This is a genomic window from Blastococcus aggregatus, assembly GCF_900221005.1.
Classification (GTDB): Bacteria; Actinomycetota; Actinomycetes; order Mycobacteriales; family Geodermatophilaceae; genus Blastococcus; species Blastococcus aggregatus.
Map to the genome: position 1 here is coordinate 657,122 of NZ_OBQI01000002.1, position 23,118 is coordinate 680,239.

Genomic DNA, 23,118 nt, shown 5'->3' on the forward strand with positions numbered 1-23,118 from the left:
GCCGGGCCGCCCTGCGGAAGCCCACCCGATCCCGGCCACCAGCCACTGTCCGGCCCCCGCGGTCGGGCGTGTCGCCCGATCCGGGACCGGTCCGTGGTCGGACCGAACTCGGTAGCCCCTCGCGACTCGGCGCCGCCACCTTCCGGCCGGGGGCCGGAGGGCGGTCCAGGCGACCGAATTCGTCGCCCAGGCGCACCGCGAACGGGAGCTGGCCCAGGGCACCCTGGGCACGGCTGACCACGATACCCGCGCCTGGAGGACCGGTCAAAGCCGGGTCCCTCACACGCACGGCCGGAGGCCGGCCGCCACCCACCGGAGGCGGGTGACATCCGGGCAACGGCGGGCCGCCCGGTCTTCTTCCTCCCGGGCGCACCGTCGTCCGGATGCACCGCTGGAGCGGCTCGGACGGTACCTGCTGCACCGCGGCCGCGGGAGCGGACTCGCTGCGCCGGGCAGCGGTTCGGCGCCGGGATCTGTCGTACCCGGCACCTAGCGTCCCGCCCGTCCCGCTCCCCGCGCCAGGAGACCCCGTGCACCCCGACTCCGCCCGCGAGCTCAAGGCCCGCATCCTCGACCGGCTGCCCTCGGCCCCCGTGGTCGCCTCCGACGCCGGAACCGACGCGCCGTGGCCCTGGGTCGCTGTCGGGCTCACCCCGGCCGGCCCCTCGGGCGCCCGGGTCGCTGTGCGGCTCCAGCGCGACGGTGACCGGGCGCTGCTCCCCGACCTGGGGCGGGCGGCCGCGGCCGAGGTGGAGATCCGCGTGATCGGCCCGGTGCGGGCACTGAGCTGGCCCACACCCGAGGAGTTGCAGCGGCGGGTGCGTCCGCTCCGTCCCGGCCTCTCCGTGGCCCACACCGACGTCACGGCCGGGACGCTGGGCGGGTTCGTCCGCATCGCGGGCGGCCGGGCCATCCTGTCCAACAACCACGTCCTCGCGGCGAGCGACGCCGCGAGGCCCGGCGACGCCGTCCTGCAGCCCGGGCCGGCGGACGGCGGCGTCCCGGGCGACCGGGTGGCTTCGCTGACCGCCTTCCAGCGCTTCGTCGAGGGTCGCCCCAACCTCGTGGACGCCGCTGTGGCCCTGCTGGACCCGGGCGTCGACACCTGCCCCCGGGATCTGCCCGGCGGGCCCCTAGGGGGCCCCGTGGTGGCGACCACGGACGTCGACCCGGACGAGGCCGTGGAGAAGGTCGGCAGGACGACGGGGCACACCCGCGGCGTGGTGACCGCGGTCGAGGTGGACGCGGTGGCCGTGCAGTACGACGCTCCGTCGTCCCCCCAGGGAGTGCACCGCTTCGACGACCAGATCGAGATCCAGGGGGCCGGCGGGTTCAGCGCGGGCGGCGACAGCGGGTCGGTGATCTGGCGCAGCCGGGACCGCGCCCCTCTGGCGCTGCTGTTCGCGGGAAGCACGACCGGCGGCGTGGACGGCTCCGGGGTCACCTTCGCCAACCCGCTGGCCACGGTCCTCCGGCTGCTCGGCGGGGAGTGGCTCTCCGGCTGACCTCCCGCGGCGCCGGCCGGTGTCCTCCGGACGCCGGGAGGGGCACGATGGGGTCATGACCGACCGGGCGGCGGCACGCGCCGCGAAGAGCGTGCTCGTCGAGCGCCTCTCCGGCGATCCCGGTGTCGTCGGCATCGGCCTCGCCCGGCGCGACGACGGCTACGTGCTGACCGTCGAGCTCACCGATCCCGCCGTCGGGACCCGCGTGCCCGGCGTCGTCGACGGCGTCCGGGTGGTCACCGCGGTCATCGGCGCCGTCCGCCCGTTGTAGCGGGCCGATAGCGTGCCCTCAGGGGCCGCACCGCAGCGGGCCCGTACACCTGAGGAGGGCACGTGCGCATCGGCACCCAAGCCAGTTACAGCGGTGGGTTCACCCAGACCGCGTCCGAGATCCGCGACCTCGAGTCCGCAGGGCTCGACGTCGCGGCGGTGGCCGAGGTCTACACGTTCGACGCGGTCAGCCAGCTGGGCTACCTGGCGGCGGTGACCGAGCGGGTCGAGCTGCTCAGCGCCATCTTCCCCCTCTACAGCCGCACGCCGGCGCTGACCGCCATGACCGCCGCCGGCCTGGACTACGTCTCCAACGGCCGCTTCACCCTCGGCCTCGGCGCCTCGGGCCCGCAGGTGATCGAGGGCTGGCACGGCGTCCCCTACGACGCGCCGCTGCAGCGCACCCGGGAGATCGTCGAGATCTGCCGCCAGGTCTGGCGCCGCGAGCGCGTCGAGCACCACGGCAAGAAGTACGACATTCCGCTGCCGGCCGACCAGGGCACGGGTCTGGGCAAGCCGCTGAAGCTCATCAACACCCCCGTGCGCGAGCGCATCCCGGTGATGCTCGCCGCGCTCGGCCCGAAGAACGTGGAGCTGTGCGCCGAGATCGCCGAGGCGTGGGAGCCGATCTTCTTCATGCCCGAGCGGGCGCAGTCGGTGTGGGGCGACGCCCTCGCCGCGGGCAAGGCGAAGCGCGACCCGCTGCTGGGTGACCTGCAGGTCATCACCGGTGTGCCGGTGGCCATCGGCGAGGGCCTGGACGAGGCGCAGCTGATGGACCGGGTCCGTCCCGGCCTGGCCCTCTACATCGGCGGGATGGGCGCCCGCGGCAAGAACTTCTACAACGACCTGGCCGTCCGCTACGGCTTCGAGGCCGAGGCCAAGGAGATCCAGGACCTCTACCTCGACGGCAGGAAGGACGAGGCCGCGGCCAAGGTGCCCGACGAGCTGGTGCGCGCCACCTCGCTGATCGGCCCCGAGTCGCACGTCGCCGAGCGGGTTGCCGCCTTCGCCGAGGCCGGCGTCACGACGCTGATGCTCCAGCCCCTCGACGGCAGCCGCGAGGGCCGGCTGAAGACCGTCGAGACCATGAAGAAGCTGGCCGGCTGATCCCACGGCGGACTTTCTGCACCGAAAGTCCGCACACACGAAAAGGGCCCCCAGATCCGTACTCGGATCTGGGGGCCCTTTCGTCACGTGCTAGGTGGCATCACTGCCGCCAGTCGTACTCCTCGAGACGCACGGCCTCGCCGGTGCCCTGACCGAAGACGTCGGGGCTGTAGTACTGCCCGTCGTCGTAGCCGGCCATCGTGTAGACCGCGGCACGCGCCTCCTCGGTCGGCTCGACCGTGATGTTCCGGTAGCGGCTGATGCCCGTACCCGCCGGGATCAGCTTTCCGATGATCACGTTCTCCTTGAGCCCGAGCAGGCTGTCGCTCTTGCCCTGGATCGCGGCGTCGGTGAGCACCTTGGTCGTCTCCTGGAAGGAGGCGGCCGACAGCCACGACTCGGTCGCGAGCGAGGCCTTCGTGATGCCCATGAGCACCGGACGGGCCGAGGCCGGCTCGCCGCCCTCGGCGACGACGCGGCGGTTCTCGGTCTCGAACAGCGTCCGCTCGACCAGCGCACCCGGCAGGAACTCCGTGGCGCCCGAGTCGATGATGGTCACCCGCTTCAGCATCTGGCGGATGATCACCTCGATGTGCTTGTCGTGGATCGACACGCCCTGCGAGCGGTAGACCTCCTGGACCTCGCGGACGAGGTGCAGCTGCACCTCGCGCGGGCCCATGATCCGCAGCACCTCGTGCGGGTCCACCGCACCCTCGGTGAGCTGCTCGCCCACCTCGACGTGCGCGCCGTCCTCGACCCGCAGCCGCGAGCGACGCGACAGCTTCTCGTAGACGACCTCGTCCGAGCCGTCGTCCGGGGTGATGGTCAGCTTGCGGAACTGCTCGCTGTCCTCGATCCGGACGGCGCCCGCGAGCTCCGCGATCGGCGCCTTGCCCTTGGGGACACGGGCCTCGAAGAGCTCGACCACACGCGGCAGACCGTGCGTGATGTCCGCGCCGGCCACACCACCGGTGTGGAAGGTGCGCATCGTCAGCTGCGTGCCGGGCTCACCGATGGACTGGGCGGCGATGATGCCGACGGCCTCGCCGACGTCCACGAGCTTGCCCGAGGCCAGCGAGCGGCCGTAGCAGGTCGCGCAGGTGCCCAGCAGCGACTCGCAGGTGAGCACGCAGCGGACCTTGACCTCGGCCACGCCGGCGTCGATCAGCGTCTGGATGAGCACGTCGCCCAGGTCGGCGTTCGCCGGGGCGATGACCGTCCCGTCCTCGGCCACCACGTCGGCGGCCAGGGCGCGGGCGTAGACGCTGGTCTCGACGTGTGCGTCACGCGTGACCTTGCCGTCGACGACGGTGCCGATCGGCATGACGACGCCGCGCTCGGTGCCGCAGTCCTCCTCGCGGATGATGACGTCCTGCGAGACGTCCACCAGACGACGGGTGAGGTACCCGGAGTCGGCGGTCCGCAGGGCGGTGTCCGCGAGACCCTTGCGGGCGCCGTGCGTGGAGATGAAGTACTCCAGCACCGACAGACCCTCCCGGAAGTTGGCCTTGATCGGCCGCGGGATGATCTCGCCCTTGGGGTTGGCGACCAGACCACGCATACCGGCGATCTGGCTGATCTGCATCATGTTGCCTCGGGCACCCGAGTTGACCATGACCCAGACCGGGTTGGTGGTCGGGAAGTTGTCCACCATGGCCTGGGAGACCTCGGCCCGCGCGCGGGTCCAGATCTCGATCAGCTCGCCACGACGCTCGGAGTCGGTGATGACACCGCGCTCGTACTGCTTCTCGATCTTGGCGGCCTCGGCCTCGTGCCGGTCCATGATCTCGCGCTTGGCCGGCGGGGTGACGACGTCGTCGATGGCGATCGTGACGCCCGAACGGGTCGCCCAGCGGAAGCCGGCCGCCTTGAGGGCGTCCAGCGTCGCCGCCACCTGCACCTTGGGGTAGCGCTCGGCGAGGTCGTTGACGATCGCCCCGAGCTCCTTCTTCGGCACCTGGTAGTTGACGAAGCGGTAGTCCTCGGGCAGGGCCTCGTTGAACAGCACCCGGCCCAGGCTGGTCTCGACCAGCGCGGGAGCGCCGGGCGTCCAGTCCTCGGGCTGCACCCAGGCCTCGTTGGCCTTGCCGTTGTCGACGCCGAACACCTCGTCGAGACGGATGAGCGCGCGCTCCTGCAGGCCCAGCGCGCCCATGTCGTAGGCCATGAGGGCCTCCGACGCGGACGAGAAGGCCGCCGGCTTGCCACCGTCGACCTCGTGCCGGCTCGGCACGAGGGTCGTCACGTGGTACAGGCCCAGCACCATGTCCTGGGTCGGCGCGGTGATCGGACGACCGTCGGCCGGGCTCAGGATGTTGTTGCTCGACAGCATGAGGATGCGGGCCTCGGCCTGCGCCTCGGCCGACAGCGGCAGGTGCACCGCCATCTGGTCACCGTCGAAGTCCGCGTTGAACGCGGTGCAGACCAGCGGGTGGATCTGGATGGCCTTGCCCTCGACCAGCTGGGGCTCGAAGGCCTGGATGCCCAGACGGTGCAGCGTCGGCGCGCGGTTCAGCAGCACCGGGTGCTCGGTGATGACCTCTTCCAGCACGTCCCACACGACCGGGCGCGCGCGCTCGACCATCCGCTTGGCGGACTTGATGTTCTGGGCGTGGTTGAGGTCGACCAGCCGCTTCATGACGAAGGGCTTGAAGAGCTCCAGGGCCATCTGCTTGGGCAGGCCGCACTGGTGCAGCTTCAGCTGCGGGCCGACGACGATGACCGAACGGCCGGAGTAGTCGACGCGCTTGCCGAGCAGGTTCTGGCGGAACCGGCCCTGCTTGCCCTTGAGCAGGTCGCTCAGGGACTTCAGGGGGCGGTTGCCCGGGCCGGTGACCGGCCGGCCGCGACGGCCGTTGTCGAACAGCGCGTCCACGGACTCCTGGAGCATCCGCTTCTCGTTGTTCACGATGATCTCGGGCGCGCCGAGGTCCAGCAGACGCTTCAGCCGGTTGTTCCGGTTGATCACGCGGCGGTACAGGTCGTTCATGTCGCTGGTGGCGAAGCGGCCACCGTCGAGCTGCACCATCGGGCGCAGGTCCGGCGGGATGACCGGGACGCAGTCCAGCACCATGCCCATGGGCGAGTTCCGGGTCTGCTGGAACGCCGCGACGACCTTCAGCCGCTTGAGCGCGCGCAGCTTGCGCTGACCCTTGCCGCTGCGGATGGTCTCGCGCAGCGAGGCGGCCTCGGCGTCGAGGTCGAAGCCGGCGAGCAGCTTCTGCAGCGCCGCGGCGCCCATGCCGCCCTCGAAGTACTCACCGAAGCGGTCGCGCAGCTCGCGGTAGAGGCCCTCGTCGGCGATGAGCTGCTTGACCTCGAGCTTGCGGAAGGTGTCCATCACCTCGTCGAGGCGGTCGATCTCCCGCTGGGAGCGGTCGCGCAGCTGGCGCATCTCGCGCTCACCGCCCTCGCGCACCTTGCGGCGGACGTCGGACTTGGCGCCCTCCGCCTCGAGCTCGGCCAGGTCGGCCTCGAGCTTCTGCTGGCGGGCCTCGACGTTGGCGTCGCGCTGGCCCTCCAGGTTCGACTTCTCGGCGCTGATCTCGGCCTCGATGGTCGGGAGGTCGCGGTGGCGCGCCTCGTCGTCGACCGAGGTGATCATGTAGGCCGCGAAGTAGATGATCTTCTCGAGGTCCTTGGGCGCCAGGTCGAGCAGGTAGCCCAGGCGGGACGGGACGCCCTTGAAGAACCAGATGTGGGTGACCGGCGCGGCCAGCTCGATGTGGCCCATCCGCTCACGACGCACCTTGGCGCGGGTGACCTCGACGCCGCAGCGCTCGCAGATGATGCCCTTGAAGCGCACGCGCTTGTACTTGCCGCAGTAGCACTCCCAGTCCCGGGTGGGACCGAAGATCTTCTCGCAGAAGAGACCGTCCTTCTCCGGGCGGAGGGTGCGGTAGTTGATGGTCTCGGGCTTCTTCACCTCACCGTGGCTCCACTGGCGGATGTCGTCGCCGGTGGCCAGCCCGATGCGCAGTTCGTCGAAGAAGTTGACGTCGAGCAAGGTGGTGACCCCTTTCAGGGGCTAGTGCTTCGCTTCTATGGCTGTGGTGGAGAGGTCGGCCGGCCCCGCCTCAGCGGGGCCGGCCGACCGCCGATCACACGTCTTCGACGGACGACGGCTCGCGGCGGCTGAGGTCGATGCCCAGCTCCTCCGCGGCCCGGAAGACCTCGTCGTCGGTGTCGCGCAGCTCGATCGCGTTGCCGTCGCTGGAGAGGACCTCCACGTTCAGGCAGAGCGACTGGAGCTCCTTGAGCAGCACCTTGAACGACTCGGGGATGCCCGGCTCGGGGATGTTCTCGCCCTTGACGATCGCCTCGTACACCTTGACGCGGCCGAGGATGTCGTCGGACTTGATGGTGAGCAGCTCCTGCAGCGCGTAGGCCGCGCCGTAGGCCTGCATCGCCCAGCACTCCATCTCACCGAAGCGCTGGCCACCGAACTGCGCCTTACCACCCAGCGGCTGCTGCGTGATCATCGAGTACGGGCCGGTGGAACGGGCGTGGATCTTGTCGTCCACCAGGTGCAGGAGCTTCAGGATGTAGACGTAGCCCACGGCGATCGGCTCGGGGAAGGGCTCCCCGGAACGACCGTCGAACAGCCGGGCCTTGCCGGTCTCCTTGACCATCCGGTTGCCGTCGCGGTTCGGCGTCGTCGAGCCGAGGAGACCGATGAGCTCGTCCTCCTTGGCGCCGTCGAACACCGGGGTCGCGGTGCGGGTGCCCGGTCCGGCCGAACGGGCCGCCTCGGGCAGGTTGGCCGCCCAGTCGGGGGTGCCCTCGACGTCCCAGCCCTGCTTGGCGATCCACCCGAGGTGCATCTCGAGCACCTGGCCGACGTTCATGCGGCCGGGCACGCCGAGCGGGTTCAGGACGATGTCGACCGGGGTGCCGTCCTCGAGGAACGGCATGTCCTCCTGCGGCAGGATCTTCGAGATGACGCCCTTGTTGCCGTGGCGTCCGGCGAGCTTGTCGCCGTCGGAGATCTTGCGCATCTGGGCGACGTAGACCCGGATGAGCTCGTTGACGCCGGCGGGGAGCTCGTCGCCGTCCTCGCGCGAGAACACGCGGACGCCGATGACCTTGCCGGACTCACCGTGCTTGACCTTGAGCGACGTGTCGCGGACCTCGCGGGCCTTCTCGCCGAAGATCGCGCGCAGCAGCCGCTCCTCGGGGGTCAGCTCGGTCTCGCCCTTGGGCGTGACCTTGCCGACGAGGATGTCGCCGGGGACGACCTCGGCACCGATGCGGATGATGCCGCGCTCGTCGAGGTCGGCGAGGACCTCCTCGGAGACGTTCGGGATGTCCCGGGTGATCTCCTCGGCGCCGAGCTTGGTGTCGCGGGCGTCGACCTCGAACTCCTCGATGTGGATCGAGGACAGGACGTCGTCCTGCACGAGGCGCTGCGACAGGATGATCGCGTCCTCGTAGTTGTGGCCCTCCCAGGGCATGAAGGCGACGAGCAGGTTCTTGCCCAGCGCCATCTCGCCCTGGTCGGTGCACGGCCCGTCGGCGATGACCTGGCCGACCTCGACCCGCTGGCCCTCGTCCACGACGGGGCTCTGGTTGATCGAGGTGCCCTGGTTCGAGCGACGGAACTTCAGCAGCCGGTAGGTCTGCCGGGTGCCGTCGTCGGCCATGACCGTCACGTAGTCGGCGGTGGAGTCCTCGACCACACCGGCCTTCTCCGCCACGACGACGTCGCCGGCGTCGACGGCGGCACGCAGCTCCATGCCGGTGCCGACCAGCGGGGCCTCGCTGCGCAGCAGCGGCACCGCCTGACGCTGCATGTTGGCGCCCATGAGCGCGCGGTTGGCGTCGTCGTGTTCGAGGAACGGGATCATCGCGGTCGCGACCGAGGTCATCTGCCGCGGCGAGACGTCCATGTAGTCCACGTTCTCGGGGGCGACGTAGTCGACCTCACCGCCCTTGGTACGGACCAGGACGCGGTCCTCGGAGAGCCGGTTGCCGTCGAGGACGGAGTTCGCCTGGGCGACGACGAAGCGGTCCTCCTCGTCGGCGGTCAGGTAGTCGATCTGGTCGGTGACGGTGCCGCTCTCGACCTTGCGGTACGGCGTCTCGATGAAGCCGAAGGCGTTGACCCGGCCGAACGAGGACAGCGAGCCGATCAGGCCGATGTTCGGGCCTTCCGGCGTCTCGATCGGGCACATGCGGCCGTAGTGGCTCGGGTGGACGTCGCGGACCTCCATGCCGGCGCGCTCACGCGACAGACCGCCCGGGCCCAGCGCCGACAGACGACGCTTGTGGGTCAGGCCCGCGAGCGGGTTGGTCTGGTCCATGAACTGCGACAGCTGGCTGGTGCCGAAGAACTCCTTGATGGAGGCGACGACCGGCCGGATGTTGATCAGGGTCTGCGGCGTGATCGCCTCGACGTCCTGGGTCGTCATCCGCTCGCGGACCACGCGCTCCATGCGGGAGAGGCCGACCCGGATCTGGTTCTGGATCAGCTCGCCGACGGTGCGCAGGCGACGGTTGCCGAAGTGGTCGATGTCGTCGACGCCGTGGTCGGGCTCGCCGGCGTGGAGACGCACGACGTACTCGATGGTGGCGACGATGTCGTCCTCGGTCAGCGTGCTGGTGCCCTGCGCCACGGAGACGCCCAGCTTCTTGTTGACCTTGTAGCGGCCGACCTTCGCGAGGTCGTAGCGCTTCGGGTTGAAGAAGAGGTTCTCCAGCAGCGCCTGCGCGGACTCACGCGTCGGCGGCTCGCCCGGGCGCAGCTTGCGGTAGATGTCCAGCAGCGCCTCGTCCTGCCCGGCGATGTGGTCCTTCTCCAGCGTGGCCAGGACTGTGGGCGACCACTGGAAGTGCTCGCGGATCCGGTCCTCGCCCCACCCGAGCGCCTTGAGCAGCACGGTGACCGGCTGGCGGCGCTTGCGGTCGATGCGGACACCGACGGTGTCGCGCTTGTCGACGTCGAACTCCAGCCACGCACCGCGGCTGGGGATGACCTTGGCGCTGAAGACGTCCTTGTCGGAGGTCTTGTCCAGCGACTTGTCGAAGTAGACGCCGGGGCTGCGGACGAGCTGGGAGACGACGACGCGCTCGGTCCCGTTGATGACGAACGTGCCCTTGTTCGTCATGATCGGGAAGTCGCCCATGAACACCGTCTGGCTCTTGATCTCGCCGGTGGTGTTGTTCATGAACTCGGCGGTGACGAACAGCGGCGCCGCGTAGGTCATGTCCTTGTCCTTGCACTCCTCGAGGGACGCCTTGACGTCCTCGAAGCGCGGGTTGGAGAAGGACAGCGACATCGAGCCGCTGAAGTCCTCGATCGGCGAGATCTCCTCGAGGATCTCGGCCAGACCACCGACGGCGGCCTCCTGCTCCTCGGGGGAGAGCGTCGCTCGCCACTCGGGGCTGCCGATCAGCCAGTCGAACGACGCGGTCTGCAGGGCCAGCAGGTCCGGGACCGCGAGCGGCTCGGAGATCTTGGCGAAGGAGACGCGCAGCGGGGCGCCGGGGATCTTCTGCTGGTCGGCCTCGCCGGTGCGGGGGCCGTCCTGCGGGGCGGTGCTGATGGTGCCGGACTCGGTGGTGCTGGGGTTGATGCTGGTGGGGCGAGAGCCTGCCAAGATGCGTCCTTCCAAGGACCTCACGACGTGCGGGCGGGAGTGCGGGTCGTCCTGGGTCGTCGTCGGTGATGGCGAGGCTGTCCGCGACGGCCGCGACGCCCGGATCGACGGTCAGCGAGGGTTCACCCGGTAGGTTCCCGGGCACCCGTCGTGACCCGTCTCAACGGGCAGGCAGTCAGAGGGCAGCGCAACAGGAGACCCTACCCCTGCTGTTGCGTGATGTCCACGCCAGGGGTACCGGTGCGACCGGCGCCACAGCAGGCGCGACACGGTCCGCGCACCGGGGCGGTGCGCTCATGATGCCAGCCGGCCCGACCGTGTCCGACCGCCACGCCGAGGGCTCAGCTCGTGGTGAGCACCGTGAGCTCGCTGATCTTCCAGTCGCCGTCGACGTCGACGAGCGTCGCCCGGACCGTCTGCACGCAGGACTGGGCCCCCTCGGGCGTCACCTGGCACTCGGAACCCTCGGGGGCCGGCTGGGTGCCGCTGTTGACCGACTTCAGCACGTACTGGCCGAAGACCACCACCGTCGCGGACTCCTGCGAGTCGTCCACCTGCTGCACGCCGACGTCGAGCACCTCGTACCGGGTCGTGGCCGAGACCTGCTCGTAGGAGCTGATGATGCCGCCGTCGGTGAGGTCCTGCTCGTACTGGTCGCGCAGGTCGCCGGTGAGCGCGTCGAGCTTGCCCTGCACGCTGCCCTCGGAGTCCTCGTAGTCGTAGGCGTAGACCGCCTGGATGCCGCTGCGGGCCGCAGCGACGATCTCCGGGTCGACGTGCGTGGGGTTCAGCCTCTGCCAGAGCAGCACACCAGCACCGGCGGCCGCCGCCACGCAGAGCAGCGCCAGGACGAGCAGGGCGGCCGGCAGTCGGCGCCGGGCGGTGCCGGCAGCGGCGTCCGCGCCGGCGGACGACGGGGCGCGCCTCGAGCGGGCCCGCGGCGTCGGCGCAGGCGCTGCGTCCTCCTGCACCGGCGCGCCGGCGGTCGCCGGGAGCTCCGCCGTCGCGGCACGGGCCGGCTCCACGGCGTCCTCGCGGTCGCGGCGGCTGCCGGCGACGCGGGCCCGGGGAGCAGGGCTGGGGCGCGGGGCCGTGGGGCGGGCGCGCGGCGTGGACCGTGGGCGCTCGTCGGGGATGCGGTCGTCACTCATCGCCTGCGGACCCCGTTCCCGTGATCCCGGACAGGAGCCACCGGTCGCCGGACTTCTCCAGGTTCACCTCGAGGCGGTACCGCGAGACCTGCACCTGCTCGCTCGCCGCGCTCTCCTGCGTCGCCTGGATCACCAGCAGGACCGTCGCGTCTTCGGTGTCGGCACGGGTGACGCCCGCACCGATGATCTCGGTGTTGACGACGGCCTCCAGTTCGGTGATCTCCTGCCGCCGGTCCTCGAGCTCGGACACCGAGTCGTCGCGCAGGTCGCCGGTCGCGATCCGGCGGATCTGCTCGATGTCGTCGTCCAGGGTCAGGTAGTCGAACGACGTCAGGTCCACGATGCCGGAGCGCGCCGCCTGCAGCGCCGCCCCGTACTCGCCGGTGCGGACGGAGGAGTCCCCGGGGCGGGTGAACCAGAGGAAGGCCACCCCGGCGAGGAGCAGGACCAGGAGGACCGCGAGTGCGGGCAGCAGCGGGATGGACAGCCGGGCGAGCCGTCCGGTCCGCGACGGCCCGCCGCCGCCTGCCGCCTCGTCCGTCCCCTGCTCGTCGGCGGCCGCGCGCGTGGTGAGGTCGTCGGCCGGAACGCCGGAGGCGCCGTCGCCGGGAACGGGAGCGGTCGCTCCCCCGGCCCGCGCGCCGGTCCGCGCATCGCTGGTCACGCGGGCACTCCTCCAGGTCGGTGGGCGGTGTCGGGCGTCGGCATCCTGCTCACCCCGCGACGCTGGAGAAGGGACTGGCCGAGACCAGTCCGCCCAGCAGGTCGGTGAGCGGCGCAAGCGGACCGGGCGCAGCGGGAAGGCCCCCGGCTCCGCCCGGACCCTCCTGCGGGGCGCCGGTCTGGCCGCCGTCGCGGCCGATGTTCTGCTCGCCGCGGATGTTAGACCCGTTCTCGTCGTAGCCGTCCCCGGGCGCGGGGTCGACACCGTTGACGACGCCGCAGCGGACGGCGTCGGTGTCGACGGACTCGACCGCCCCCTGCGTCGGGGTGGACGAGCTCGGCACGTAGCCGGTGGTGCAGGCGTGCGGGTCCCCCGCGTTCAGCACGAACCCGAAGTGCGAGCGCAGCACGCCGTCCTCGTCGCGGCGGACGACGGTGAAGCCTCCGGTCACCGCGTCCGGGTAGGTGACCAGCATCTGGCGCACGCCGTCGAGGCGCGGAATCGTCACCCCGTTGAGGATGTCGAGGTTGCGGACCAGCGAGCCGAGGCCCGGACCGGCGTCCTCCACGAGCGTCTGCAGGGACTCCCCCGCGTCGGGCGCGTTAACCAGGATCTCGCGCAGGTCGGGGTCCATGTCGACCAGGGTGTCGGTGACCAGGCGCAGGTCCGCCGCCCACGCGCGGATCGCCGACCGGCTGTCCCGCTGCGTGTCCAGCACCGTCTGGCCGTCGGTGATCAGCGCCAGGGTCTGCGGGAGGGACTCGGTGGCCCGGGCCAGGAGCAGGTCCCCGTTGGCGATGAGGCGCCCGAGGTCGTCCCCGGCGCCCTCGAAGGCCCGCCCGAGCTCCTCGACCACGATCCGGAGGTTGTCCTGGTCGATCGACCCGACCAGCCCGTCGAGGTTGAGCAGCATCTGCTCCACCGGCACGGGGGTGCTGGTGCGTTCCTTGGGGATGACCGCGCCGTCCTCGAGGTAGGGCTTCCCCTCGCCGGTGGGCCGCAGGATGACGTACTGCTCCCCCACGGCGCTGCGGGTGGCGACCGCGGCCTCGGTGTCGGCGGGGATGGGCTCGGCGTCCGGGTCGATGCGGAGGACCACGCGAACGCCGTCCTCCACGACCTGCATGTCGGTGACCCGGCCGACGGCGACGCCGCGGTAGGTCACCTCGGCGTTGACGAAGATCCCGCCGGACTGCTCGAAGTCGGCCGCCACCTCGTAGCTGCCCCCGAAGAGGACGCGGTCGAGGCCGACGTAGGTGAAGCCGAGGTAGGCCATCGACACGACGGAGAGCGTGACGAAGGCGATCAGCCTGATCCTGGTCGCGCGGGCGATCACGGTCCCACCTCCGTGACGAGGGGCAGACCCGGGCGACCGGTCGCCTGGTCGGCCTGCGGCAACTGGTCCAGGACCTGGCCGGGGAGGTCGCCGAGCCCGGGCAGGCCGCCCTGGGACGGCGCGGGCGCCGGGGCGGGACCGCCACCGGCCGGCGAGGCCGTCCCGCCCTCGGCACCGCACTTCCCCTGCCCCAGCGCCTCCGTCAGCGGGAGCTCGCGCAGCGCGCCGCTCTGGTCGACGACGTACCGGCAGAGGAGCTGGGTGAGGTCCAGGTCGACCGTCGCGGTCATGTTCGTGAACAGCGCCATGCCACCGGACTGCGCCTGGCGGTAGTTCAGCGCCGACAGGGAGCTGTCGGGGAACGGGTAGGTCAGCAGCAGCTCCAGCGAGTTCGCCAGGTCCGGGCCGGCCGCGGCGAGCTGGCTGAGGATCGGCTGCAGAAGCTTCAGGTCCTCGATGGTGTTGACCGCCGACGCGTCGATGACCCGCGTGCCGACGTCGCCGAGCCGGGCCAGGCCCTCGAGCATCGACACCAGCAGCCCGCGCTGCTCGTTGATGACGTCGAGCCCCGGGCCGATGGTGTCGAGGGCCGTCTCGATGGTCGCGGTCCGCTCCGCGAGCGTGGCCGCGAGCTCGTCGACGCGGTCGAGGGCGCGGTTGATCTCGGCCCGCTGCTCGTCCAGACCCCCGATGAAGGTGTCCAGCTGGTCCAGGGTGTCCTTGATCTCGGCCTCGCGGCCCTCCAGCGCGTTCCCGAGCTCGCGGTTGATCGTCTGGAGCTGGGTCAGCCCACCGCCGTTGAGCACCAGCGAGAGCGCCCCGAGGAGCTCCTCGACCTCGACGTTGCGGTTGGTGCGGTCCAGCGTGATCCGCGCCCCGTCGTCCAGGCGGCCCTGCGGTTCCTCGTTGCCCGGAGCGGCCAGCTCCACGTACTTCTCGCCGAGGAGCGAGGACTGCTGGATCGCCGCCACCGCGTTGGCCGGCAGGTCCACGTCACCGTTGACCTTGATGGTGACGACCGCCGTCCAGTTCTTCTCGTCCAGTTCGATGTCGTCCACCCGGCCGACGGGCACGTCGGCGACGCGCACGCCGGACTGGGGCACGAGGTCGAGGACGTCGAGGAACTCGACCTCCACCGAGTACGGGTCGTCACCGAGGTCGGCACCGCCCGGCAGGCTCACCGAGTACGCGCCGCGGAAGCCGCAGCCGCCGAGGAGCAGCACCCCGACCGCGAGCGCGCCGGCCCGCTGCCACCGGCCGGTCACGGGGCACCCGCCGGGAGGACCGAGGGCAGGCCCGGGAGGACGCCGCCGCCTCCGCCGCCGCCGCCACCCCCGCCGAGGAGCGCGTTGCGCAGCTCCTCGTAATCGGGGACGCCGTTGCCGTTGAGGTCGTCGATGGTGCCGTTGGCGTCCGCGTCACCGGACAGCAGCCGCGAGCAGACGTCCTGGACGGTGTCGCGGAGCGGACCGGTGAGGTCGGGGAGCGGCAAGGGCGGCTGCAGCTCGATCCGGCCGGCCTGTGCCAGCAGACCGCACACGACCACCTCGGCGTTGAGGGAGCCGAGCCCGTTGTCCCGCGTGTCCAGCGTGCCGAAGTCGGGGTTGTAGGCGCGGGCCAGGTTGCTCAGCGCCGCCGGAGCCACGTCGAGCACCTCGGCGAGCTTGGCGCGCTGCTGCACCAGCACGAGGGTCACGTCCGCGAGGCGGTCGACGTTGGTCGTCAGCAGCGCGGTGTTGTCCCGCACGAAGCCGGCCACGTCGCCCAGGGCATCGCTGAGCAGGGCGACCGCCTCCTGGAGGTCGGCGCGCTCCCCCTCGAGCAGGTCGGCGACCGCGGCCATGTTGTCGTTGAACTGGCCCACCTGCGCGTCGATCGTGGCCAGCGCACTGGTGAACGTCTGGAGGTTCTCCAGGGACCCGAACAGGTCGTCGCGGTTCTCGGCGAGCGTCTCGACCGCCTGCGAGAAGCCGGTGAGGGTGCGGTTCAGCTCGTCACCGTTGCCTTCCAGGTTGGCCGCCCCGACGTCGACGAGGTCGGACAGCGCTCCGTTCGCGTTGGCGCCGGTCGGGCCGAGGGCCGCCGACAGCTCGTCGAGCGCGCCGTACACCGCGTCGAGCTCGACCGGGATGGCAGTGCGGTCCAGCGGGATCTCCGCGCCGTCCTGCATCGTGGCGCCCCCGTCGTAGACCGGGGAGAACTGGACGTAGCGGTCGGAGACCAGCGAGGGCGCCAGGATGATCGCGTTGGCGTCGGCGGGGACGTCGTAGTCCTCGTCGATGCTCATCTCGACGCGTACCTGGTCGCCCAGGGGCACCACGTCGTCGATCGTGCCGATGGCGATGCCGAGCACCCGGACGTCCGAGCCCGGGTACAGGCCGACCGTCTCGTCGAAGAAGGCGGTCACCCGGTACTGACCGCCCGGGCGCAGGACGGTCCACCCGACGGCGACGAGGAGCACGAACGCCGCAGTCAGGGCCACGGCGCGCTGCAGGCTGCCGCTCATCAGCGACCTCCCTCGGTCGGGGTGCAGCCGGCCAGCGGGGTGCTGGCCGCGCCGCAGACGGCAGCGCCGACGACGGTGGGGACGAGGTCGTTGACGAAGCTGTCGAACCAGCGGCCGTTGCCGAGGGTGTTGGTGAAGACGCGGACGAAGGGCGCCAGCTCCTTCACCGTCTCGGCCAGCGCGGCCCGGTTGCGGGACAGGATCTCGGTGACCCGGGAGAGCTGCTGCAGGGCCGGCGTGAGCACCTCGCGGTTGTCCTCCACGAGGCCGGAGAGCTGGCCGGCGAGCTCCTGGGTGGTCTCCAGGATGGAGTCGATGAGCTCGCGCCGCTCCTGCACCTCGGTGAGCAGCGTGTTCGAGTCGAGGATCAACTGGGTGAACTCCCCGTTGCGGTCCGCGAGGACCTGGGTGACCTGGCGGGTCGAGGAGAGCAGCTGGCGCAGTTCGGCGTCCCGCGAGGCGATGGTGTCCGAGAGGCGCGCAAGACCCTGGAGCGAGGTCTGCACCTCCTCGGGGGTCTCGGCGAAGGTGTCCGCCAGCACCTCGAAGCTGGCCGCGAGCTGACCGGTGTCGATGTCCTGCACCGTCGTGGAGAGGTCGGCGAAGGCCTCGATGACGTCGTAGGGCGACGCCGTCCGCTCCAGGGGGATGCGCTCGTCGGGGTCCAGCTCCTGCGATCCCCGAGGCACCAGCGCGACGTACTTGGCGCCGAGGACGGTCTCGATCTTGATCGCCGCCTCGGAGCGGTCTCCGACGAAGGCGTCCTTCACCCGGAACTCCACGGTGACCGCCCCGTCTTCGAGCGCGAGGCTCTCGACGTTGCCCACCTTGACCCCGGCGACCCGGACCGGGTCGTCGGCCTGCAGGCCGGCGGCCTCGGAGAACTGCGCCTCGTAGACGGTTCCTCCGCCGATCAGCGGCAGCGATTGCGCGTTGAACGTGAGGAGCACGACGGCGGCGATCACGCTGAGGCTGACCGCCCCGACGATCACCGGGTTGCGGTCTCGGAAGTTCGTGGACCGGCGAGCCATCAGCTGCACCCCTCCGCGCCGCTCTCGAACTCGAACGTCTGGGCCACCGGTGCCCCGCCGAGCGGGGTCGCGGGCAGCGTCACGGTGCCGCCGGCCCGGCACAGGAAGAAGTTGAACCAGCTGCCGTTGATGGCCGTCCGGGTGGTGAGGTCGAGCTTGGCCGGCACGGTCTGCAGGAAGCGCTCGACTACGTCGCCGGTGTCGCCGAGGTTGCGGGACAGGTCGTCCAGCGCCTTGATGTCGGCGGTCAGCGGAGCGCGCGCGTCCTCCAGGAAGCCGCTGGTGGCCGTGGCCAGCTGGTCGATGGTGGCCAGGGAGTCGAAGATGACCTCGCGGTCGCCCGCCAGACCGGTGACGAACTCCTGGAGGCTGACCACCAGCCCCGACAGCTGCTCGTCGCGGGCGGCCAGGGTCCCCATGACGGTCGTCAGGTTGTCGATGACGCTGCCGATCACCTGGTCTCGGTCGGCCAGGCTGTTGGTGAGCGAGCCGACGTGCCCGAGCAGGCTCTCCACGGTCCCGCCCTCCCCCTGGAAGACCTGGATGATCTCGAACGACACCCGGTTGACGTCCTCCGGCGAGAGCGCCTGCAGCAGCGGCTGGAAGCCCCCGAACAGGATCGTCAGGTCGAGGGCGTTCGTCGTCTGCGCGACCGGGATCACCGCTCCGGACTCGAGCGTGTCCCCACCGGCGCCCTCGCCCTCGGTGAGTGCGATGTACCGCTGGCCGACGAGGTTCCGGAAGCGGATGGTCGCCTCGACGCTGCTGGGGAGCGGCACCGACTCGCCCACCTCCAGCTCCACCTCGGCGACCGGGCGCTCGGTCTCCTCCGCCAGCCCGATGCCCACCACCTGGCCGACGCGGACGCCGGCGATGCGCACCTCGTCGCCCTCGACCAGCCCGGCGACGTCGGTGAACTGGGCCCGATAGGTCAGCTGCTCCCCGTAGCCGGCGTTCGTGATGGTCGTGATCAGCACGTAGGCCGCCATGGTCGTGACGAGCGCGAACGCGATCAGCTTGATCAGCGGTGCGCCGAGGCCTCTCATCTGACCCCTCATCGGAACATCACGTTCTTCCCCCGCAGGACCGGCGCCAGGGTCGCGGCACCGAGGTCGGACACGTCACCGGGCGCGTCGCCCGTCTGGACCGCGAGGATGTTGCGCACGAAGTCGAGCTCGGCCGAGGACCCGGCGAGCACGTCCGGCAGCGACTTCCCCGCCCGCGCGCGACCGGGCACGTTGTTCGGGTTGCCGCCGTCGTCGGCGCCGCCCTCGTAGCAGACCGGCTCCTCGCGCAGCTCGCTCTCCGGCGACTCGATGCCGTCGAGGGGCGGGTAGGGGCAGTAGTACTCCCCCGCCTGCGCCTGCGCGATCTCTCCCTCGATGTCGTCCAGGCCGCGGCAGTCGGGCGCCGCCGTGTCGGCGTAGATCGGCTGGTCGCCCGGGACGTAGGGGTTGCGCGGCGGCAGGGTGAACACGATGTTCAGGTTCAGCGCCGGGTCGCCGTCGGTGCCAAAGGTCTCGCCGATGCGGGGGACCGAGGAGGCCAGCCCGTCGAGCAGGCAGGGGTAGACCGGCGAGTACTGGGCGAAGAGCCCGAGCACCGGCCGGGACGTCTCCGCCAGCGAGATGAGGTTGCGCTCGTTGCGCTCGAGGAAGCCCGCGGCCACGTTGGAGGAGCTGGTCCCCACGGTGAACGTGCGGCGCAGCTGCTCCTCCTGGTCGACCACGGTCGTGTTGGTGACGGCGAGGTTGTCCAGCACGGCCAGCAGGTCGTCGGCGGCGCCCTCGTAGGTCTCGGCGAAGTCGGCCACGCCGGAGATGTCCGCCTGCAGTTCGGGCAGCACGGTGTTGAGCTCCCCGATGTACTCGCCGGTCGCGGCCAGGTTCGCGCCCAGCTGGTCACCGCGGCCGCGGACGGCGTCCGCGACGGCACCCAGGGTGAAGGCGAGGTCCTCGGGCTGCACCGCCTGGAGCAGCGGCAGCGTGTCGTCGATCACCCGCTGCAGCTCGATGGCGTTGCTCGTCCGGTCCTGGCCGATGACGTCGCCGTCGGCCAGCCGTTCCGCGCTCGGGTTCTCCGGCAGCTCGAGGGACACGAAGCGCTCGCCGAAGAGGGTCTTGGGCAGCAGCCGTGCGGTCACGTCGGCGGGGATCTGCTCGAGGTGCTCCGGATCGATCGCGAGCTCGATCACGGCGCCGTCCGCACTGGCCTCCACGTCGCGCACCTCGCCGACGATGACGCCGCGCACCTTCACGTCGGAGGCCGCCTGGAGCTGGTTGCCGGCCGTGTCCGCCTCCAGCGTCACCCGGACGACGTCGGCGAACGCCTTGTTGTACTGCGCCACGGCCAGGCCGAGGAGCAGCACGAGGACGGCGAGGAACGCCACGCCCTGCAGGCGCGTGCGGATCACCTTGCTCCTGCTCATCGGCCGGTCACCCCGCGATCCGGACGGTCGTGGTCGAGCCCCAGATGGCCAGCGACAGGAAGAGGTCGATGACGTTGATCGCCACGATGGAGAAGCGCACCGCCCGGCCGACCGCCATGCCGACGCCCGACGGGCCCCCGCTGGCCCGGTAGCCGTAGTAGCAGTGGGTCAGGATGACCACCACGGCGAAGACCATCACCTTGAGGAACGACCAGAGCACGTCCTCCGGGGGCAGGAACAGGTTGAAGTAGTGGTCGTAGGTCCCCGCCGACTGCCCGTACACCTGCGTGACGACGGTGCGGGTGGCGAAGTAGCTGGTCAGCAGACCCAGCACGTAGAGGGGGATGACGGCGATGAAGCCGGCGATGATGCGGGTGGTCACGAGGAACGGCAGCGAGGGCACGCCCATGACCTCGAGGGCGTCGATCTCCTCGTTGATCCGCATGGCGCCGATCTGCGCGGTGAATCCGCAGCCGACCGTCGCCGAGAGCGCCACCCCGGCGACCAGCGGGGCGATCTCGCGGGTGTTGAAGTAGGCCGACAGGAAGCCGGTGAACGCCGACGTGCCCAGCTGGTCGAGGGCGGCGTAGCCCTGCAGGCCGACGGCGGAGCCGGTGAAGAAGGACAGGGCGGCGATGACGCCGACCGTTCCGCCGATGACCGCCAGTGCGCCGGTCCCGAAGGTCACCTCGGCCAGCAGCCGCATGACCTCCTTCTTGTAGCGCCGCAGAGTGCGGGGGGTCCACGCCAGCGCGCGGCCGTAGAAGCCGAGCTGGTCGCCGAGGTTCTCGAGCGTGTCCAGCGGCTGACTGCCCACGCGCTTGAGCCGTCGCAGGCCGACCTTGACCCGGTCCACCGGGGAGAAGAGCGCCATCACGACCCCTTCGGCGGGACGAGCTGGAAGTAGATCGCCGTCATGACGAGGTTCACGGCGAACAGCAGGATGAAGGTGATGACGACGGACTGGTTCACCGCGTCACCGACGCCCTTCGGGCCACCGCCTGCGTTGAGCCCCTTGTACGACGCGACGATGCCGGCGATGAGCCCGAAGACCAGCGCCTTCGACTCCGAGGCCCAGAAGTCCTCGATCTGGGCCAGCGCGCTGAACGAGGAGAGGTAGGCGCCCGGTGTCCCGCCCTGGAGCACCACGTTGAAGAAGTAGCCGCCGGCGACCCCCACGACGCTGACCAGCCCGTTGAGCAGGGTCGCGACCAGCATGGCGGCCAGCACCCGGGGGACGACGAGGCGCTGGATCGGGCTGATGCCCAGGACCTCCATCGCGTCGATCTCGTCGCGGATCTTGCGGGCCCCCAGGTCGGCGCAGATGGCCGAGCCACCCGCCCCGGCGATGAGCAGGGCGGTGACGATGGGGCTGGCCTCGCGGAGCACGGCGAGGACCGATGCCGAGCCGGTGAACGACTGGGCACCCAGCTGCCGGGTGAGCGACCCCAGCTGCAGGGCGATCACCGCGCCGAACGGGATCGCGACCAGCGCGGTGGGGATGATCGTCACGCTCGCGACGAACCAGGCCTGCTGGATGAACTCGCGCAGCTGGAACGGCCGCTTGGGCAGTGCCTTGAGGACGTCGAGCGCGAAGGCGAACAGGTTGCCGCTGGCGGCCAACGGTCGGGTGGGCGAGAAGCGCCCGTCCAGGAGGCCGGGCGCCTTCGGCTCCTCACCGGTGCTCACGAGCTGCCGCCCGACCGAGGCAGGACAGTCGTGGCGGAGGAACCCGCCTCCGGCGCCCAGTGCCGCCCACCCTCGCCCCGCGTGGGAGCGAAGACGCCCGCGTCCGCCTGCGCCAGCAGCTCCTCGGGCAGCGACTGACGGATGGCGGCCTGCGTGGTGTCGTCGAACTCGTGCAGCATGCGCGCGACACGCTCCTGCCGGCGCCGCTCGGCCTGGCGCTCGGGCAGCCCCTCGGAGGGAGTCAGCTGCGGCGGGACGGCCTCACCACCGCTGGCACCCTTGGGGCCGACGCCGTTGTGCGAGTCGCCGCCACGGGCCTCCAGGGCGGCCATCTCGGCCTCGACCTGGGCGACGTCCTTCTCCTCGCTCATCCCGATGGGCCCCTCGCGGCGGCCGTTGAGGAACTGCCGGACCACCGGCTCCTGCGACGTGAGCAGTTGCTCGCGCGGGCCGAACATCACCAGGTTCTTGCGGAACAGCAGGCCGAGGTTGTCGGGGACCGTCCGCGCCGTGCCGATGTCATGGGTGACGATCAGGAAGGTGGCGTCGATCTGCGCGTTCAGGTCGACGATCAGCTGGTTGAGGTAGGCCACACGGACCGGGTCGAGACCGGAGTCCGGCTCGTCGAACAGGATGATCTCGGGGTCGAGCACCAGGGCACGGGCGAGCCCGGCGCGCTTGCGCATGCCGCCGGAGATCTCGCCGGGGAGCTTCCCCTCGGCCCCCTGCAGACCGACCATGTCCATCTTCTCGAGGACGATGGACTTGACCTCGGACTCGCTCTTCTTCGTGTGCTCGCGCAGAGGAAAGGCGATGTTGTCGAACAGGTTCATCGACCCGAACAGGGCGCCGTCCTGGAACAGCACGCCGAAGAGCTTCCGGATCTCGTAGAGCTTGTGCTCGCTGGTCCGGACGATGTCGGTGTCCTTGATGACGATGGAGCCCCGCTCGGGCTTCAGCAGGCCCACCAGCGACTTCAGGAACACCGACTTGCCCGTGCCGGAGGGACCGAGCAGGACGGAGATCTCCCCTGGCGGCAGGGTCAGGGTGACATCGCTCCAGATGTTCTGGCTGCCGAACGACTTCGACAGACCCTCGACCTCGACTGCGACGCCCACGTTCCCCGCCTCCCGCTCCGGTACTGGTACCGGGTCCCCGTCCCGCCGCATCGACGAGCCCCGGCAGTGTGCTGGCTCACCGCCACCTCCGCATCCGGAGAAGCCGTGCGCACACTGACTACTCGTCGGTAACGACCACGCGGCCAAGAGGTTACGAGTGTCACGGCTTTCACGTGACCCCGGTCTCCATGCATTCCTCCTGCGGTGCGCCGCGTTCCCCCGCTCAGGGGACGCGACAGGGGCCGCCCTCCCGGAGGAGGACGGCCCCTGCTGCCGTGCTGGTGGTGCTGTCCCCGGCGCCAGGCCGGGGAAGGTGTTACTTGACGGTGACGGTGGCGCCGGCGCCCTCGAGGGCGGCCTTGGCCTTCTCCGCGGCGTCCTTGGCGACCTTCTCCAGGACCGGCTTCGGCGCGTTGTCGACCAGGTCCTTGGCCTCCTTGAGGCCGAGGGAGGTCAGCGTGCGCACCTCCTTGATGACCTGGATCTTCTTGTCGCCGGCAGCCTCGAGGATGACGTCGAACTCGTCCTGCTCGGCAGCGGCCTCGGGGGCAGCGCCGCCACCGGCGGGGCCGGCAGCCGCGACGGCCACGGGGGCAGCGGCGGTGACGTCGAACGTCTCCTCGAACTGCTTCACGAAGTCGGACAGCTCGAGGAGCGTCATCTCCTTGAACGCGTCGAGCAGCTCCGTGCTGGAAAGCTTCGCCATGTCGAT

At 70.9% G+C, this 23,118-nt stretch carries 17 protein-coding genes; 3 read left to right on the plus strand and 14 right to left on the minus strand.

Annotated elements, in window-relative coordinates; translation table 11 throughout:
* Positions 1-530: 530 nt before the first annotated feature.
* The 3 genes from CRP29_RS08905 to CRP29_RS08915 all read left to right on the plus strand — a co-directional run bounded on the left by CRP29_RS08905 (position 531) and on the right by CRP29_RS08915 (position 2,885).
* Positions 531-1,505, plus strand: a complete 975-nt coding sequence (locus tag CRP29_RS08905; RefSeq protein WP_097194649.1) for a chymotrypsin family serine protease — start codon at positions 531-533, stop codon at positions 1,503-1,505.
* Between the two features lie 55 nt (positions 1,506-1,560).
* Positions 1,561-1,776: a hypothetical protein gene (locus CRP29_RS08910; protein ID WP_097194650.1), complete on the plus strand. Its 216-nt coding sequence runs from the start codon at positions 1,561-1,563 to the stop codon at positions 1,774-1,776.
* A 62-nt stretch (positions 1,777-1,838) separates the two neighbouring features.
* Positions 1,839-2,885, plus strand: coding sequence for an LLM class F420-dependent oxidoreductase (locus CRP29_RS08915; RefSeq protein WP_097194651.1), 1,047 nt, complete (start codon positions 1,839-1,841; stop codon positions 2,883-2,885).
* A 100-nt stretch (positions 2,886-2,985) separates the two neighbouring features.
* On the opposite strand, the gene CRP29_RS08920 is transcribed toward CRP29_RS08915, so the two are convergent.
* From CRP29_RS08920 to rplL, 14 genes are all read right to left on the minus strand, one after another.
* Positions 2,986-6,891 (minus strand): DNA-directed RNA polymerase subunit beta', encoded by a 3,906-nt coding sequence (locus CRP29_RS08920; protein ID WP_097194652.1) that lies wholly within the window; start codon positions 6,889-6,891, stop codon positions 2,986-2,988.
* A 94-nt stretch (positions 6,892-6,985) separates the two neighbouring features.
* Complete coding sequence (rpoB, locus tag CRP29_RS08925; protein ID WP_097194653.1) at positions 6,986-10,483, minus strand: DNA-directed RNA polymerase subunit beta; 3,498 nt, start codon at positions 10,481-10,483, stop codon at positions 6,986-6,988.
* Between the two features lie 341 nt (positions 10,484-10,824).
* Entirely contained in the window at positions 10,825-11,634 is an 810-nt protein-coding gene (locus tag CRP29_RS08930) for a hypothetical protein (RefSeq protein WP_141437093.1), read from the minus strand.
* A complete protein-coding gene (locus CRP29_RS08935; protein ID WP_097194655.1) occupies positions 11,627-12,298 on the minus strand; it encodes a hypothetical protein in 672 nt (223 codons plus the stop codon). Before CRP29_RS08935 ends, CRP29_RS08930 begins: the two co-directional genes overlap by 8 nt.
* Before the next feature lie 49 nt (positions 12,299-12,347).
* Positions 12,348-13,634: an MlaD family protein gene (locus tag CRP29_RS08940; RefSeq protein WP_097194656.1), complete on the minus strand. Its 1,287-nt coding sequence runs from the start codon at positions 13,632-13,634 to the stop codon at positions 12,348-12,350.
* Positions 13,631-14,899 carry an MCE family protein gene (locus CRP29_RS08945; protein WP_097194657.1) on the minus strand — a complete coding sequence of 423 codons (1,269 nt, stop codon included), beginning with the start codon at positions 14,897-14,899 and terminating at the stop codon, positions 13,631-13,633. The genes CRP29_RS08940 and CRP29_RS08945 overlap by 4 nt, the downstream gene beginning before the upstream one ends.
* A complete protein-coding gene (locus CRP29_RS08950) occupies positions 14,896-16,140 on the minus strand; it encodes an MCE family protein (RefSeq protein ID WP_097194658.1) in 1,245 nt (414 codons plus the stop codon). Before CRP29_RS08950 ends, CRP29_RS08945 begins: the two co-directional genes overlap by 4 nt.
* On the minus strand, positions 16,140-17,171 hold the full coding sequence (locus tag CRP29_RS08955) for an MCE family protein (RefSeq protein WP_097194901.1): 1,032 nt from the start codon (positions 17,169-17,171) through the stop codon (positions 16,140-16,142). Before CRP29_RS08955 ends, CRP29_RS08950 begins: the two co-directional genes overlap by 1 nt.
* Positions 17,171-18,217, minus strand: coding sequence for an MCE family protein (locus CRP29_RS08960; protein WP_097194659.1), 1,047 nt, complete (start codon positions 18,215-18,217; stop codon positions 17,171-17,173). Before CRP29_RS08960 ends, CRP29_RS08955 begins: the two co-directional genes overlap by 1 nt.
* Positions 18,218-18,225: 8 nt before the next feature.
* On the minus strand, positions 18,226-19,599 hold the full coding sequence (locus CRP29_RS08965; protein WP_097194660.1) for an MCE family protein: 1,374 nt from the start codon (positions 19,597-19,599) through the stop codon (positions 18,226-18,228).
* 7 nt (positions 19,600-19,606) lie between these two features.
* A complete protein-coding gene (locus CRP29_RS08970) occupies positions 19,607-20,473 on the minus strand; it encodes an MlaE family ABC transporter permease (protein ID WP_097194902.1) in 867 nt (288 codons plus the stop codon).
* Positions 20,473-21,288 carry an MlaE family ABC transporter permease gene (locus CRP29_RS08975; RefSeq protein ID WP_245852660.1) on the minus strand — a complete coding sequence of 272 codons (816 nt, stop codon included), beginning with the start codon at positions 21,286-21,288 and terminating at the stop codon, positions 20,473-20,475. Before CRP29_RS08975 ends, CRP29_RS08970 begins: the two co-directional genes overlap by 1 nt.
* On the minus strand, positions 21,285-22,406 hold the full coding sequence (locus CRP29_RS08980) for an ABC transporter ATP-binding protein (protein WP_097194661.1): 1,122 nt from the start codon (positions 22,404-22,406) through the stop codon (positions 21,285-21,287). Before CRP29_RS08980 ends, CRP29_RS08975 begins: the two co-directional genes overlap by 4 nt.
* 316 nt (positions 22,407-22,722) lie before the next feature.
* Complete coding sequence (gene rplL, locus CRP29_RS08985; protein WP_097194662.1) at positions 22,723-23,112, minus strand: 50S ribosomal protein L7/L12; 390 nt, start codon at positions 23,110-23,112, stop codon at positions 22,723-22,725.
* Positions 23,113-23,118: the final 6 nt, after the last annotated feature.